The sequence below is a fragment of the Aquimarina sediminis genome (assembly GCF_002895435.1).
GTDB classification, from domain to species: domain Bacteria; phylum Bacteroidota; class Bacteroidia; order Flavobacteriales; family Flavobacteriaceae; genus Aquimarina; species Aquimarina sediminis.
Window position 1 is genome coordinate 23,646 of record NZ_POYJ01000018.1, and the last position, 16,202, is coordinate 39,847.

The following is a 16,202-nucleotide window of genomic DNA, read 5'->3' on the forward strand; positions in this document are numbered from 1 at the left end:
CCCGTTTTTTGTATTATAACTTCCCCAACTTTTGCAGAATAAAGAGAATAATGATTGGTATTGCAAGTAATCCAATCATAAACAGGTTTTCATTAAACAACCATGGTGCTAAAATCAAAGTTATTACATACCCACCAACTGCGCCTCCAAAATGGGCATCATGACCAATATTACCTATCTTGTTTTTCATTCCAAAAATGGAATATAACAAATATCCAATTCCAAAAACATATGCAGGAATAGGGATAGGAATAAACATCAAATACAAACTCATATCCGGTCTAAACAAAATACCAGCGTATATGATTCCAGAAACTGCTCCACTAGCACCCACAGCACTATAGTGGTATTCATCCTTATGAAAAAACAAGGAGAATAAATTACCAACTAACAAACTTCCGAAATAAACAATTAAAAACTTAACATTACCCAAAAAACCAATAACTACCGGAGCAAAAAAATAAAGAGTAAACATATTAAAAAAGAGATGCATCATATCAACATGTAAGAATCCAGATGTTAGCATCCTTATTTGTTCTCCCCTTCTAATTCCCCCAATATTAAACTTATACTTTTCAAAAAATGAAAAATCATTAAACCCTTTTAATGACATCAATATATTAGCTGCAATAATTAGTATTAAAACAAGATCAAGGTTCCCCATATAGTTATATTTTTTTTCAAAGATACTATATATTTTTACCTCAAAAAACCTAATCAAATTATCCTCTCTTATTAGCAAAAATTTATGATATAAAAGCACGAATAGTTTTTATATTTGCATGTTTTAATTTAGTGATTAATGCAACTGTTAGTATACTATTTTGTCTATCCTATATTATGGATAATTTCAAAATTACCTTGGCGATTATTATACCTTTTATCTACCTTTATTTATATTGTAGTCTATCATATTATTGGGTATAGAAAAAAAGTAGTTACCAAAAATTTGTCTCTAGCCTTTCCGAAAAAATCAAATAACGAAATCAACAAAATTCGTAAACAATTCTATAAACATATGTGCGATATGTTTTTAGAAATGATCAAAAGCTTATCTATTTCTAAAGAAGAAATGACAAAGCGATTTGAAATAATTGATCCGCATACGTTTAAAGAAGTGCAATCCAAAAACAAAAGTATTATTGTACTTATGGGGCATTATGCCAGTTACGAATGGGCTATTGCCGCTCAATTTGTAATGGATTTTCCTATTGTTGGAGTCTACAAACAGATTAAAAATAAATACTTTGATCGGTTAGCACATCGTATTAGAGGTAGATTTGATACTAGGCTTATAAAACACCGCAATGTTATCAAAGAAGTTACCAGAGATAAAGTAAATGGTAAAGTATGTGCCTATGGATTATTATCAGATCAATCACCTAAGCTAAAGAATGCCTTATACTGGACAGATTTTATGGATATAAAAGTACCTGTCATTACAGGAGGCGAAGTCCTGGCAAAAAGATTAGATATGCCAGTTATGTATTTGAAAGTAGAAAAAGTAAAGCGAGGCTACTATCAAGCAAAGTTTATAAAGATAACAGATAATGCAAAAAGCTGTGGCGAGCACTATATCACAAAAACATACCTTAGTTTATTAGAAGAGCAAATTCGAAAAGCTCCTCATTATTATCTCTGGACGCATAGACGGTGGAAACATCGTAATGCCTTGAAGCCTAAAGGAGCTATCATAAACTAAATTTTGCAGATTATTTTCTTATACCTTGATTTTATTTCTTAACTTCTATTTATTGAATATTTAGATTTTTTTAACATATTGCAGTTGATTTTAACAAAATACTTCTATTTTAGTACATCTAACTCCAATATATATGCAACTAATTACATATAGATTAGTTTATCCTATTTTATGGTTTATTTCAAAACTTCCTTGGAAACTTTTTTACGCCTTTTCTACCTTTATATACTTTATCATATATTATATCATTAGATATAGAAGGAAAACTGTAACTACAAATCTAAATATGGTTTTCCCCCATAAAACTCTTCTCGAAATAAATACAATAAGAAAGGGGTTTTATAAGCATATGTGTGATATGTTTCTCGAAATGATTAAGTCCATCTCTATTTCAAATAAGGAAATGAAATCACGCTTTGAGGTTACAAATATGGAAAAACTTCGGGAGTTGGAAGCCAAAGGAGAAAATGTAATTATATTTATGGCGCACTACGCCAGCTATGAATGGGCAAATGTAATTGATTTACAGACAGATTTTCAAGCTGTTGGTGTTTACAAACAAATCAGAAACAAGTATTTTGATAAACTAGTACATCAAATACGTGCCCGCTTTGGATCAAGAGTAATTCCAACCAAAGATGCTATGCGGATTATTACAGAAGATCAAGCACATAAAGGGCTCTATATGTACGCCTTAGCCTCTGATCAATCTCCAAAACTCAATAAAGCAACCTATTGGACTGATTTTATGGGAGTAAAGATTCCTACTTTTATAGGAGCCGAAGTCTTATCAAAAAGGCTAGCTTTAAATGCCTATTATTTACAAGTAGAAAAAATAAAAAGAGGGTATTATCGAGCTACATTTGTTACTATAACCGAAGACCCTAAAAACTGTGAAGATTACTCTATAATCAAAAATTACTTGCGATTATTAGAAAAACAGATTTATAAATCCCCAGAACATTATTTATGGTCTCACAAGCGATGGAAACACCGCTATGCTTCAATTCCATATGGGGCAACAATAGATTAAGGCTTCAAAATGCTCAAGCCCCCTAAATAAACTTATCTTTGTACGTTTTTAACTACCCAACCATGCAACTAATAATATACTGTTTAGTTTACCCAATAATTTTAGCAATCTCCAAACTACCTTGGCGATTGTTTTATATGTTCTCTACCATTATCTATATCTTGATCTATTATATTATTAGATATAGAAGAAAAACAGTGATAGAAAACCTATCTTTAGTTTTTCCTGAAAAATCTAAAAAAGAGATTGATCGTATTAGCAAATCATTTTATAAACATATGTGTGATATGTTTTTAGAAATGACAAAATCGCTATCCATCTCAAGAGAAGAATTGATAAAACGCTATAAAGTAGTAAACCTTGATGAATTTCATGAATTCGAAAAAAAGAACAAAAGTATTATAACACTGATGGGGCATTATGGCAGCTTTGAATGGTCAAATGCGGTTGACCTAGTATCCTTAAATCCATGCGTTGGGATTTACAAACAAATAGAGAACAAATACTTTGATCGATTAGCACATCGTATTAGGGGGCGATTTAATTCCAGGCTTATCCCTAGCCATAAAGTAGCCAGACAAATCATTAAAGATAAGCAAGAAGGAATCGTATGTGGGTATGGTATGATTTCTGACCAATCACCTAAAATTAGTAATGCAAAATATTGGACTGATTTTATGGGAGTAAAAGTTCCTATATTTTTAGGAGGTGAATTTTTAGCACAGCGACTTGATGTCATCGTATTGTACTTACATGTAGAAAAAGTAAAAAGAGGCCATTATGAAGTGAAATTTATTCCTATCTCAGAAAATAGCAAAGAAGAAGAAAAATACTACATCATTAAAAAATATCTAGAATTACTTGAAAACCAAATACGTCAAAAACCTGAATACTATCTATGGACTCACAAACGATGGAAACATAGAAATGCCCAAATACCTGAAGGAGCTACCGTTGATTAACTGTTAAATATTTAAAATTACAGTAAGCAATCAAAATCCAACAAACTTATAAGTTTTGTCTGCCGAAATAAAGTTTTTTCACGGAATCCAGTATATTATAAAATTATCAAATGCAGTACCTTGCTATAGATTTAAATAAAAAGATTAGCTTATAGCTTACTGATAAAATATACAAATGGAAGGGTTTTTATTTTTAGGATTTTTTGGGCTTCCTGCCCTTATTGTTTCTATTGATTTTATAAAATTTATTGGCACAGGAAAAAGACTACCATACAAAGGACTTATACGTGTTATAGATATTATTGTTATTATTGGATTGCCCTTCTTATACCTAAGCCTTATTGATACAAATACAAACGATTGTTGCACTGATAGCGCAACATTTTCTCCAGATCATAAACTTACAGTATACTCATTAATCATATTATGTGCTTTAGCTTATCTATATTCTACTTACAAAAAAACTATCGTAAGTCCGATAATAGAAATATTGATAAACTCATTTCTATTAGCAGGAATTGTTCTTAACATTTTTATAGCAATACAAATAAACGATCCCACTTGGCTATTAGGGAATTTGCCTATAATACTATTGTTCTTACTAGAGCTTATCAAGAATCATAAACAGTTTTTAGCATATTCGGAGCACATAGACAAGCAACAAAATACAGTTATCAAAAAATGGTCTTGGAAAATCCTAAGTATGAAAAGTTTTTTTAAGATTCCTATTCTATTAATACTCTGTATCCCAATCTTGACTATTATCACGGCATTTTTATTGCTTTTTGGGCAAAAACCAGATTCTATCGTCAGCGCTTTTACAGATACCTATAAACATGGATTCTCTCAGCTAGACCATATGTGTTATAATGTAGAATGTGGTGGTCACTTTTTATGTTCAGTAGCTGCCAAAGGTCATGAAAACATAGTAAAGCCAACTCGTTTGGGAGAAAGAAGAGGAAAGCCTATTTTATGCAATAGACAATTGCTTATTTCTAATGCCTTTGAAGAACTCGTAGAACAAAGACTTCCTAAGGTACATAAAGTAATCAGACATAACTACAACAAAGTTGGCAATCTCATACATAAGCATTACCATATTTTTAATAATAAAACAATATCAGATCTGACCTATGTAATCATGAAACCCTTAGAATGGTGTTTTTTGATAACCTTGTATACTTTTGATAAAAACCCTGAAAATAGAATTGCTAAACAATATTTGAATCCGGAACACCGAAAACACATCAATGCTGTTTTTACTCAAAAATCACAGGAGTAATACTATGTCTAAAAAATTGATTATCATTTTAGTTACAACAACAAGTATACTTGGACTTTTTTGGTTTCTAATTGCTAAACCATTTATCCATGGATTAAAAAATAATACCGATCATAGTAAATTACTTTTCTACTTTGAAAACATTGAACACCCTTCCGAAACAAAACAAGTATACTATACTGATTTTTTCGGAAACTCTTCTGGCTCAAGTAATCATTGTGGACATGTTTTTTTGGAAATAAGAAGATATCCTCAAGGAAGCGAAACTATTATAAAAAATTATTACGACAAAGAGTATCCGGATATTAAACTAGGTTTTGTTACTTCAATAAAACAATGTTGTCCGATAGAAGATAAATATTATGTCTTTTGTGATTATGTAGGCACTGTAACAAGTGAACAACCATTTTTCACTATAAAAAACTGGTCTAATAGGCTTCCTGTCTACACTTTATCATATAGTGATACTGGCAAACACCAAGCTGATAAACGATGCCATTGAATTTTAGTTTTTACTATAAAAGGAAAGATCTTTCCTTTTATAGTAATTAAACTAAATACATGGGGTTAAATCCCAGCTATTTCTTTTAAAGAAGCAATCGTATCTTCTGCTAGTTGATTTGCTTTATCCTGCCCCAATGCTTCGGTATAGATACGTATGATTGGTTCTGTATTACTTTTACGTAAGTGTACCCAACAATCTGCAAAATCTACTTTTACCCCATCTACAGTTGACACCTCTTCAGAGGCATGTTTTTTATGAAATCCATTCAAAATAGCATCAACATCCAAACCAGGAGTTAACTGTATTTTATTTTTACTCATATAATAAGAGGGATAGCTTCTACGAAGTTCACTAACACTACATTTTTTCTCTGCCAAATGGGTAAGAAACAAAGCTACTCCCACCAAAGAATCTCTTCCATAATGTGATTCTGGGTATATTATACCTCCATTTCCTTCTCCTCCTATTACCGCTTTGTTTTTTTTCATTAACTCTACTACATTAACTTCGCCTACGGCACTTGCCTGGTATGCGCCATTATGCTTTTCTGTTACGTCTCTTAATGCTCTACTAGAAGACAAATTAGAAACAGTATTTCCAGGGGTTTTACCTAGCACAAAATCTGCGCAAGCCACCAATGTATATTCTTCTCCAAACATCTCTCCATCTTCACTCATAAAAGCCAAACGATCAACATCAGGATCTACAACTATCCCTAGGTCTGCTTTTTCTTTTACCACCAATTCAGAAAGATCAGCTAAATGTTCCTTTAAAGGTTCTGGGTTATGAGGAAAGTGCCCATTAGGTTCACAATACAATTCGACAACCTCAACTCCCATCTTTTTAAGTAAACCAGGGATAGCAATTCCTCCTGTAGAATTAACCGCATCCACTACAACCTTAAAGTTTGATTTTTTCACAAGTTCAGCATCTACCAAAGAAAGATTCAAAACCTCCTCTATATGTATATCTATATATGTATTATTTACGGTTATACTTCCCAAATCATCGACCTCTGCAAAAGTATATTTATCATTTTCTGCAATGTCTAAAATTTTTTTACCATTCTCTGAGTTCAAAAATTCTCCTTTATGATTAAGAAGTTTTAAGGCATTCCATTGTTTAGGATTATGACTTGCCGTTAGGATTATCCCTCCATCTGCCTTTTCTATAGGTACCGCCACCTCTACAGTTGGTGTTGTAGAAAGCCCTAAATCAATCACATGTATTCCTAACCCTACTAAACTATTCATTACTAATTGTTGAATCATTGCACCAGAAATACGAGCATCACGACCTACTACAACAGTAGGGTGCTCTATATTCGTTTCATTCTTTAACCAGCTTCCGTATGCAGATGCAAATTTTACTGCATCTACTGGCGTAAGATTATCGCCAACAGTTCCTCCAATTGTACCTCTAATTCCCGAAATTGATTTTATTAATGTCATATATATTGATTGATTTTGTATTTCAAACAAATGTACAAGTTTATGACAAACGGCAACAATTTAATAGGTTACAAATTTGTAAATACATTTTTTTAAAATTCCCAGAAAATTAGAAACAACACACAAATTTATCCAGAATTGAATTACAAAATCGGATTTTTAACCGTTTCAATACACCCTCTATCAGCCATCGTTACATAAAAAACTGAAAAATCGTTACTGAAGGTAATATTAGTAGGCTTTTTACCTTGAAGTTTTACTTCTTCAAGAAGCTCTCCTCTTGGTGACAATACCACAACTGTACCTTTATCATACCTACACACGTACAGATTTCCTTGGCGATCACATCGCATTCCATCAAGTCCAAAATCTTTAAAAGAATATAATAATTTCTTATTTACTATCGAGTCATCATTTTGTATGTCATATACCCATATTTTTTGTTGAACAGATTCATTTACATACAACTTTTTACCATCAGGACTTACCTCTATCCCATTTGTGGTACCCATATTAGCTTCTAATCTTTCAAATCTTTTATCTATATCTATTTTCCATATATTACCTGTCCCCTTTTTCCAATTTGGATCACTTGCATAAATAACACCTGAAGGGGATATTGTAATATCATTAGGTTGATTTGCCTCTGGAAGATGCGCAAAAACTGAAATGTTTTGAGTGTTCATATCGACTGCCAAAACATTATGGTTTGTGTAATCTGCTATATACATCTTATTTTGTTTACCAAACCTAATACCATTACCTATACTACCATCAGGAAGCTCTATAAACAATGAGGATTGACCTTCAGGAGTCACTTTACCAATGGTACCTTCTTTTTGATAATTAACCGCATAAATATTCCCTACACTATCTGTAGCAGGTCCTTCGACACCACTAGTAAATGAATTTGGAGTCGTAAAATCCTCACTTTTAACTCCTCTATTACATGATACTAACAAAACAATAGCGATAAAATAACAAAAACCCAAAGTATATTTCATAATTCAATTTTTCAATTAGTATCTCTAAAAATAATTTATTACCGCAGATAATCTTTCTTTTTTTTACGAGCGGTATAATTTATCATACAAACGACACTAAATTATAGATATTAGTTTTTAAAAAGTCGTATTTTAACCCAATGAATTTTCTAGCTCATATATACCTTTCTGGAGAAGATCCAGAACTTAAAATAGGTAATTTCATTGCCGATTCTGTTAAAGGAAAAAAGTATTTACAATATCCACAACGCATACAACAAGGTATAACCTTGCACCGCAAAATCGACTCTTACACAGATACTCATGATACTGTAAAAAAAAGTGTGTCACGATTATTTCCAAAATACAGGCATTATAGTACTGTAATTGTAGATATATTATATGACCACTTTTTGGCTGCAAACTGGTCAGAGTATTCTGAAATACCATTAGAAAAATATGTAGCAGAATTTTATGAATTATTACAGGAATATCATGAGATTTTACCAAAGCAAATTCAAAATTTTGCACCATATATGATTAAGGATAACTGGTTACTTAGTTATGCGTCTATTCAGGGAATAGGTACAGTCTTACATCAAATGAATCAAAGGACAAAGAACAGGTCTAAGATGAATTTTGCCGTCATCGAACTTGAGCAATATTACTCTGAGTTTGATAAAGAATTTCGCTCATTTTTTGAAGAACTAGAACTATATACTAAAAATGAAATAAGATCACTATGAAAAAAAACTCCATCAAACACTTATTTTACATCACGTTACTTGTATTAAGTTTTTCTTGTAAAACAAATACCGAACCTAGAGTTGAAATAAAACAAAAAGCAGAACCTGTTTTTGGTCTAATATCTGAAAAAGCCATGGTAGTATCTGCCAGAGAAGAAGCTTCTAAGATTGGTGTGGATATTATGAAAAAAGGGGGTAATGCATTTGATGCTATGGTAGGTACAGAAATGGCTCTTGCTGTAGCCTATCCTTTTGCCGGGAGCATGGGTGGCGGTGGTTTTATGGTATACCGTAAAGCTAATGGAGAAACGGGAGCACTTGACTACAGGGAGAAAGCACCTTTGGCAGCTACCAAAGATATGTATCTAGATAAAAATGGTGATGCTATACCAGAAAAAAGCCAACTTGGAGCCTTGGCTATAGGCGTACCAGGTACTGTCGCCGGTATTTTTGCAGTACATGAAAAATTTGGATCACTACCAATAGAAGAAATCCTAAGACCTGTAGTAGCTTTAGCTAATCGAGGATTTATAGTTACTGAAAAGCAAAAAAAACGTTTTGATAATTACAATGAGCTTTTTTATAAAGTAAATCAAGACACTATCCTTTTTGCAAAACAGCATAAAGCCGGAGACACTATTAAAAACACCAAACTAGCACAAACATTAGAACGTATAATTAAAAATGGTGCTGCCGAGTTCTATAAAGGAGAAACTGGAAAAAAACTTGTAGATCGAATCCAATCCAAAGGAGGTATTATTACCATGGAGGACCTATCAAAATACGAAGTAAAATGGCGTAAACCTGTTCGTTTCGAATATAAAGGGTTATCTATCATCTCTATGTCACCACCTTCTAGTGGAGGTGTATGTTTAGCACAGATCATGAAAATGATCGAACCCTATGAATTAGACAAGTATGGACATAATTCAGTAAAGACTATTCAGGTTATTACTGAAGCAGAAAGAAGAGCATATGCCGATCGAGGTTTTTATCTAGGCGATCCTGATTTTGTAAAGATTCCTATCGACACACTTATTGGAAAAGAATACCTATCCTCTAGAATGGAAGATTTTAGTTTTGATAAAGCTACTCGATCCTCTGATATTAATTGTGGGATCGTTCCTGGTTATGAAAGTGATGAAACTACCCACTACTCTATTGTGGATTCTTTTGGAAATGCAATTTCTGTAACTATTACTCTTAATGGTGCATATGGGTCAAAGCTATACGTACCAGAAATAGGGACTTTTCTTAACAATGAAATGGACGATTTTAGTGCTAAACCAGGCGTTCCCAATATGTTTGGTCTAATCGGGGCTGAAGCAAATGCTATTGCACCAGAAAAAAGAATGCTCAGTTCTATGACCCCTACTATTGTAGAAAAAGATGGAAAACTGTGGATGTCTGTTGGTACTCCTGGAGGGTCAACGATCATAACCTCTGTATTACAGACTATCTTAAATGTAAAAGAATTTGGAATGACAATGCAAGATGCAGTAAATGCCCCCCGTTTTCATCATCAATGGTTACCTGATGTAGTCGTTTTTGAGCCAGAATCTTTTGATGTAGATGTATTAGATAGTTTAAAACAAAAGGGATATCATATCAATCAGGAAAAATCCAAAATCATAGGAAAAGTTGATGGTATTCTTGTGCTTCCGGATGGTACATTAGAAGGAGGAGCTGATAAAAGAGGTGATGATACTGCAGTTGGTTTTTAATTTTAAAATATGAGTTTTGTATTTTCTTTAATTTCTAAATTAGAAAGTAATTCTAATTCAATAGAAGCTGCCAGGATGCAGACATATATGAAAAATAAATTTATTTTTTTAGGCATTAAAGCTCCCACGAGAAAAACTCTTCTAAAAGAAGTTATCAATGAACATAAGTCTGAGCTTTCTCGAGATCAAATATTAAATATAACAAATAGCCTATATAAAAAGCCGCAAAGAGAGCTTCATTATTGTGCAATAGAATTAGTTAATCGTTTTCTTAAAAACAAATATGAAGTCTCCGATATTGGTTTTATAGAACACTTGATAACGACCAATTCCTGGTGGGATTCAGTTGACTTTATTGCAAAGCACATTTTAGGAAATTTTTTATTGCAATTTCCTGATCAAATACATTCTGTTATAGATACATTCTCTTCATCAGATAATATGTGGCTTAATCGTAGTTCAATTCTTTTTCAACTAGGATATAAAGAAAATACTGATTCTCAATTGCTATATAAGCTTTGTGATACGCATAAGGCTTCTGATGAGTTTTTTATTAAAAAAGCTATTGGTTGGGCGCTACGAGAGTATTCAAAAACAAACCCAGAGTCAGTAGTAAATTTTATAACTATGGTAAAACTAAAACCTTTATCCGAAAAAGAAGGACTAAAAAGAATTCGTTTATTTTAAAATACAGCTAATAATAAGACAAAAAAAATGCGCAGTTTTCACTGCGCATCATTTTTAGTATATAAACTGTTTATTTGTTTATTTTACTTCTTCAAAATCAACATCTTCTACATCACTTCCTTCAGAACCACCGTCTGAAGAAGGCTGATCAGCACCTGCATCAGGTCCAGGCTGTCCATTTTGTTGCGCTTCTGCCTGAGCTTTGTACATTTCTTCACTAGCAACTTTCCAAGCTTCATTGATTTTATCAAGAGCTGGTGTAATTACAGCAAGATCTTTAGACTCATAAGCTTTTTTCAACTCTTCAAGAGCTTCTTCAATTGGTTTTTTCTTATCATCAGATAATTTATCACCAAATTCTGCTAGCTGTTTTTCTGTTTGAAAAATCATTCCATCAGCCTCATTAAGCTTTTCTGCAGTTTCTTTCGCTGCTTTATCCGCTTCAGCATTTGCTTCTGCTTCTTGCTTCATTTTCTCAATTTCTTCTTCTGTTAGTCCTGAAGAAGCTTCGATACGAATATCCTGAGATTTGTTAGTCGCTTTATCTGTAGCAGAAACTTTAATAATACCATTAGCATCAATATCAAAAGTAACTTCGATCTGAGGTGTTCCTCTTTGTGCTGGAGGGATTCCATCTAAGTGGAAACGACCAATCGTTTTATTATCAGCAGCCATAGGGCGCTCTCCTTGCAATACATGGATTTCTACCGATGGTTGATTATCTGCTGCAGTAGAAAATACTTGAGATTTCTTGGTAGGAATTGTAGTATTTGCATCAATAAGTTTAGTCATTACATTACCCATTGTTTCGATACCAAGTGATAATGGCGTTACATCTAATAACAATACATCTTTAACATCACCTGTCAATACTCCTCCTTGAATAGCAGCTCCAACAGCTACAACCTCATCAGGGTTCACTCCTTTACTTGGTGCTTTACCAAAGAATTTCTCTACAGCTTCTTGTACTGCAGGAATACGAGTTGATCCTCCTACTAATATAATTTCATCAATATCACTTGTAGATAATCCAGCAGCTTTAAGTGCTGTACGACAAGGCTCAATAGTTCTTTTTACTAAGTCATCGATCAATTGATCAAATTTAGACTTGGTTAATGATCTTACCAAGTGTTTAGGTCCACTTGCTGTAGCCGTAACATATGGTAAGTTAATTTCTGTCTGCGAAGATGATGATAATTCAATTTTAGCTTTTTCTGCAGCTTCTTTAAGACGTTGCAACGCCATAGGATCTTGTCTAAGATCCATATTTTCATCAGCTTTAAACTCTTCTGCTAACCAATCAATAATTTTTTGATCAACATCATCACCACCTAAATGTGTATCACCATCTGTCGATAATACTTCAAATACACCATCTCCAAGTTCTAAGATAGATACATCATGTGTACCTCCTCCAAAATCAAATACAACGATCTTTTGATCTGTACCTTTTTTATCAAGACCATATGCCAATGCAGCTGCAGTAGGCTCATTGATAATTCTTTCAACTTTAAGACCTGCAATCTCTCCTGCTTCTTTTGTAGCTTGACGCTGCGCATCATTAAAGTAAGCTGGCACAGTAATTACAGCACTAGTTACATCCTGACCAAGATAATCTTCTGCAGTTTTCTTCATTTTTTGAAGAGTCATTGCAGATAACTCTTGTGGTGTATATAAACGTCCATCAATATCTACTCTAGGAGTGTCATTATCTCCTTTTACAACTTTATATGCTGCTCTTTCAGCCTCTTTAGAAGATTCAGAGAATTTATTTCCCATAAATCTCTTAATCGAAGAGATAGTCTTAGTTGGATTTGTAACTGCCTGACGTTTTGCAGGGTCACCAACCTTAATTTCTCCTCCTTCTACAAAAGCAATCACAGAAGGAGTAGTTCTTTTACCTTCAGCATTAGGGATTACTACAGGCTCATTACCTTCCATTACAGAAACACAAGAGTTGGTTGTCCCTAAGTCTATTCCTATTATTTTACTCATCTTTATACTAAATTGTTACACTATTATTCTTAATAATTTATTGCTATTAAGTCAATGATTATGCCATTACGATCTATCTGACAGGTTGTCATTATGTTTTTATTAACTCATTATGAGCTATTCAATAAAAGAAATTAAACACCAAATTAACTATACCACAAAAAACCAGTTTATTTATTATCAAAAAACTATATTTACCCCCTAAATTTTATTGATAATTATAATATATGGAATGCATCAGTGTTTTTGATATGCTGAAAATTGGCGTAGGTCCTTCTAGCTCACATACTTTAGGTCCTTGGCGTGCAGGAAGAAGGTGGATAGCAGAACTAAAAGAAAAAGAACTCTTTGAATCTGTTTCGACTATTTCGATTGATCTTTTTGGATCGTTATCACTTACAGGAAAAGGTCATGCTACAGATATTGCTGTAATTTTGGGCTTATGCGGCTATGATCCTCAAACCATAGATGTCTCTAAAATTGGGTCTATTATTGAAAACATAAATTCTTCAAAAAAACTGTTGTTTAATAGCATCAGACAAATACCTTTTGATCCACAATCTCAAATTGTTTTCCATAAAGAATTTAAGGATTTTCATCCTAACGGCATGACATATCATGCTACTTTAGAAAATGGACATAAAATTTCTTCATCTTTTTATTCTATAGGTGGTGGTTTTGTTGTAAAAGAAGAACGAAAAAGAAAAGAAAAAAAACTAACAGCATTTAAGGAGTTTCCTATGCCGATTCAAAAAGCTACAGATCTTTTAGAGTACTGTGCTTTAAAAAATAAAAAGGTATCTGAAATTGTTCTAGATAATGAGCGAGCACTAAGGAGTGATGCAGAAATTGATGAAAGAATTGCGAAAGTATGGAACGTAATGCTTGAGTCGATGTATACAGGTTGCCATACTGAAGGCACATTGCCAGGTGGTTTAAATGTTAGACGAAGAGCATATGATACTCATAAAAAATTGATAGGAGACACTTCATACAACACCCCTACAGAGTGGATTGAAGCCATCCGAGATACTGAAGTAAAGTTTCGTCAAATACTAAAATGGGTCTCCTGTTTTGCTTTGGCTGTTAATGAAGTAAATGCCTCTCTTGGTAGAGTGGTAACTGCTCCTACAAATGGAAGTGCTGGTGTTATCCCTGCAGTAATGATGTACTACATGGTAATTGAAAACCATGATGCTAATTTTGAAGATGTAAGGCAATTTATGCTAGTTGCAGGAGAAATTGGTAGTCTTTTTAAAAAGGGAGCTACTATTTCTGCAGCAATGGGTGGTTGTCAGGCCGAAATTGGAGTCTCTTCTGCAATGGCAGCAGGTGCACTGACAGAACTTATGGGAGGTACTCCCGAACAAGTATTGATAGCAAGTGAAATCGCAATGGAACATCATTTAGGACTAACCTGTGACCCCATAGCAGGCTTGGTACAAATCCCATGTATAGAACGAAATGCAATGGGAGCAATAAAAGCTATTAATGCATGCGAAATGGCTTTAGACACTGATGCTGCTAATGCCAAAGTGCCATTAGATAAAGTAATAGCTACGATGTGGGAGACTGCAAAAGACATGAATACAAAATATAAAGAAACTAGCGAAGGTGGTTTGGCTGTAAAAGTAAGCCTAAGTGATTGCTAATTTATTTATATAGGAATCTCATTTCTTTTTACATCCAACTTTATTCCTTGTATCTGCAATGGCGATAATTTTCCATCTATTGCCATCATTAAATAGTTGGAAAATGTTTACTCCACAATGACTAAAATTCTCATTGACATAAAACTCATATGGAGTCCAGGCATTTGCTATAGAAGAATCTGCATCTATTTTAAATGAAAGCAATCGTTCGTCCCACTTTTGTTCTACGGGTCTATTTTTAATCGCAATTAAAATCTTCTCAACATCAGTTTTAACCGTTCTTACCTCTCCTTCTTTTGTTTTAACGATGGTTTGCATTACTATATTTTTGTCCAATGTGGTTTTAATTTTAGTGGTATCTCCACTATGGAAACCTTCGAAAAACTCTAAAATAGTTTGTTTCACTTCCTTCTTATAAGTAGCTTCCTGGTTGTTCGAAATATCATTTTGTGAATACCCCGTGAATGAGACAAATAGAATGACTGCTATTGACAATTTATACATAACGTTCTTTTTTTGATGAGCATAAAAATAAGGTTTTAATTCTTTTTGTAATACATAATTCTCTTTCTCATCCTTTACATGTATAATCAAAAGCATAATCCTCTTGCCTCCATATTGGTAATTGACTACATTTACAATTCTAAAACACATTCAAAATGTCTACAGCAAAAAAAGATTACAAACGAGTAACGGTAAAATCTCTTGTAGAGATGAAAGCTAATGGTGAAAAAATATCCATGCTAACCGCCTATGATTATACTATGGCCAAAATTGTTGATGGTGCTGGAGTAGATGTTATTCTTGTGGGTGATTCTGCATCTAATGTCATGGCTGGTCATGAAACTACACTACCTATCACTTTAGATCAAATGATTTATCATGCTTCTTCAGTAATCAGAGCTATAGATCGTGCACTAATTGTTGTAGATTTACCTTTTGGAAGCTATCAAAGTGATCCTAAAGAAGCACTACGTTCCTCTATACGTATTATGAAAGAATCAGGAGGTCATGCTGTAAAATTAGAAGGAGGAAAAGAAGTAAAGGAATCCATAAAAAGAATTCTTAATGCTGGCATTCCGGTTATGGGACATCTTGGGCTTACACCTCAATCAATATATAAATTCGGAACGTATACAGTACGGGCAAAAGAAGAAGAAGAAGCCCAAAAATTAAAACAAGATGCCCTTATGCTTGAAAAAGCAGGTTGTTTTGCCATTGTTTTAGAAAAAGTACCTGCCAAATTGGCCAGAGAAGTTGCAGAAAGTCTTACAATCCCTATCATTGGTATTGGTGCAGGAAATGGTGTAGATGGGCAAGTTTTAGTAACTCATGACATGTTAGGAATGACACATGAGTTTAATCCTAGATTTTTAAGACGATACTTAGATTTGTATTCTGAAATGACAAATGCTTTTAAACAATATGTTACTGATGTTAAGGCTGTAGATTTCCCTAATGAAAATGAGCAGTATTAATT

General features: G+C 33.3%; 15 protein-coding genes. 10 read left to right on the plus strand and 5 right to left on the minus strand.

The genetic code is table 11. The features are described 5' to 3' along the window. Nucleotides 1-13: 13 nt before the first annotated feature. Nucleotides 14-664, minus strand: a complete 651-nt coding sequence (locus tag C1X07_RS24095) for a rhomboid family intramembrane serine protease (RefSeq protein ID WP_103072661.1) — start codon at nt 662-664, stop codon at nt 14-16. 138 nt (nt 665-802) lie between these two features. On the opposite strand from C1X07_RS24095, the gene C1X07_RS24100 reads away from it, so the two are divergent. From C1X07_RS24100 to C1X07_RS24120, 5 genes are all read left to right on the plus strand, one after another. Further along, a complete protein-coding gene (locus tag C1X07_RS24100) occupies nt 803-1,702 on the plus strand; it encodes a lysophospholipid acyltransferase family protein (RefSeq protein ID WP_103072617.1) in 900 nt (299 codons plus the stop codon). A gap of 133 nt (nt 1,703-1,835) precedes the next feature. Further along, complete coding sequence (locus C1X07_RS24105; RefSeq protein WP_103072618.1) at nt 1,836-2,735, plus strand: lysophospholipid acyltransferase family protein; 900 nt, start codon at nt 1,836-1,838, stop codon at nt 2,733-2,735. Nucleotides 2,736-2,797: 62 nt separating this feature from the next. Further along, complete coding sequence (locus tag C1X07_RS24110; protein WP_103072619.1) at nt 2,798-3,697, plus strand: lysophospholipid acyltransferase family protein; 900 nt, start codon at nt 2,798-2,800, stop codon at nt 3,695-3,697. A 175-nt stretch (nt 3,698-3,872) separates the two neighbouring features. Then, the gene (locus C1X07_RS24115) at nt 3,873-4,979 is read left to right on the plus strand and encodes a DUF6688 domain-containing protein (protein WP_103072620.1); all 1,107 of its coding nucleotides are present in this window, start codon (nt 3,873-3,875) and stop codon (nt 4,977-4,979) included. 4 nt (nt 4,980-4,983) lie between these two features. Next, nucleotides 4,984-5,481, plus strand: a complete 498-nt coding sequence (locus C1X07_RS24120; protein WP_103072621.1) for a hypothetical protein — start codon at nt 4,984-4,986, stop codon at nt 5,479-5,481. Between the two features lie 65 nt (nt 5,482-5,546). Here the strand turns inward: C1X07_RS24120 and glmM are convergent, their stop codons facing one another. Beyond that, a complete protein-coding gene (gene glmM / locus C1X07_RS24125) occupies nt 5,547-6,935 on the minus strand; it encodes a phosphoglucosamine mutase (protein ID WP_103072622.1) in 1,389 nt (462 codons plus the stop codon). Nucleotides 6,936-7,078: 143 nt separating this feature from the next. Beyond that, complete coding sequence (locus tag C1X07_RS24130; protein WP_103072623.1) at nt 7,079-7,939, minus strand: SMP-30/gluconolactonase/LRE family protein; 861 nt, start codon at nt 7,937-7,939, stop codon at nt 7,079-7,081. Between the two features lie 140 nt (nt 7,940-8,079). Between C1X07_RS24130 and C1X07_RS24135 the strand changes: the two genes are divergently transcribed. From C1X07_RS24135 to C1X07_RS24145, 3 genes are read left to right on the plus strand one after another with little or no spacing between them, the layout of a single operon-like run. Continuing rightward, the gene (locus C1X07_RS24135; protein WP_103072624.1) at nt 8,080-8,664 is read left to right on the plus strand and encodes an acyl carrier protein phosphodiesterase; all 585 of its coding nucleotides are present in this window, start codon (nt 8,080-8,082) and stop codon (nt 8,662-8,664) included. Continuing rightward, nucleotides 8,661-10,388 (plus strand): gamma-glutamyltransferase, encoded by a 1,728-nt coding sequence (gene ggt / locus C1X07_RS24140; RefSeq protein WP_103072625.1) that lies wholly within the window; start codon nt 8,661-8,663, stop codon nt 10,386-10,388. The genes C1X07_RS24135 and ggt overlap by 4 nt, the downstream gene beginning before the upstream one ends. A 9-nt stretch (nt 10,389-10,397) precedes the next feature. After that, nucleotides 10,398-11,075: a DNA alkylation repair protein gene (locus C1X07_RS24145; RefSeq protein WP_103072626.1), complete on the plus strand. Its 678-nt coding sequence runs from the start codon at nt 10,398-10,400 to the stop codon at nt 11,073-11,075. Between the two features lie 78 nt (nt 11,076-11,153). On the opposite strand, the gene dnaK is transcribed toward C1X07_RS24145, so the two are convergent. Continuing rightward, entirely contained in the window at nt 11,154-13,070 is a 1,917-nt protein-coding gene (gene dnaK, locus C1X07_RS24150) for a molecular chaperone DnaK (RefSeq protein WP_103072627.1), read from the minus strand. Between the two features lie 227 nt (nt 13,071-13,297). Between dnaK and C1X07_RS24155 the strand changes: the two genes are divergently transcribed. Further along, a complete protein-coding gene (locus tag C1X07_RS24155) occupies nt 13,298-14,722 on the plus strand; it encodes an L-serine ammonia-lyase (protein WP_103072628.1) in 1,425 nt (474 codons plus the stop codon). 18 nt (nt 14,723-14,740) lie between these two features. On the opposite strand, the gene C1X07_RS24160 is transcribed toward C1X07_RS24155, so the two are convergent. Continuing rightward, on the minus strand, nt 14,741-15,376 hold the full coding sequence (locus C1X07_RS24160) for a nuclear transport factor 2 family protein (protein WP_103072629.1): 636 nt from the start codon (nt 15,374-15,376) through the stop codon (nt 14,741-14,743). 5 nt (nt 15,377-15,381) lie between these two features. Here C1X07_RS24160 and panB point away from each other — a divergent pair, with 5 nt between their 5' ends. After that, nucleotides 15,382-16,200 carry a 3-methyl-2-oxobutanoate hydroxymethyltransferase gene (panB, locus tag C1X07_RS24165; RefSeq protein ID WP_103072630.1) on the plus strand — a complete coding sequence of 273 codons (819 nt, stop codon included), beginning with the start codon at nt 15,382-15,384 and terminating at the stop codon, nt 16,198-16,200. The last annotated feature ends 2 nt before the right edge of the window (nt 16,201-16,202 follow it).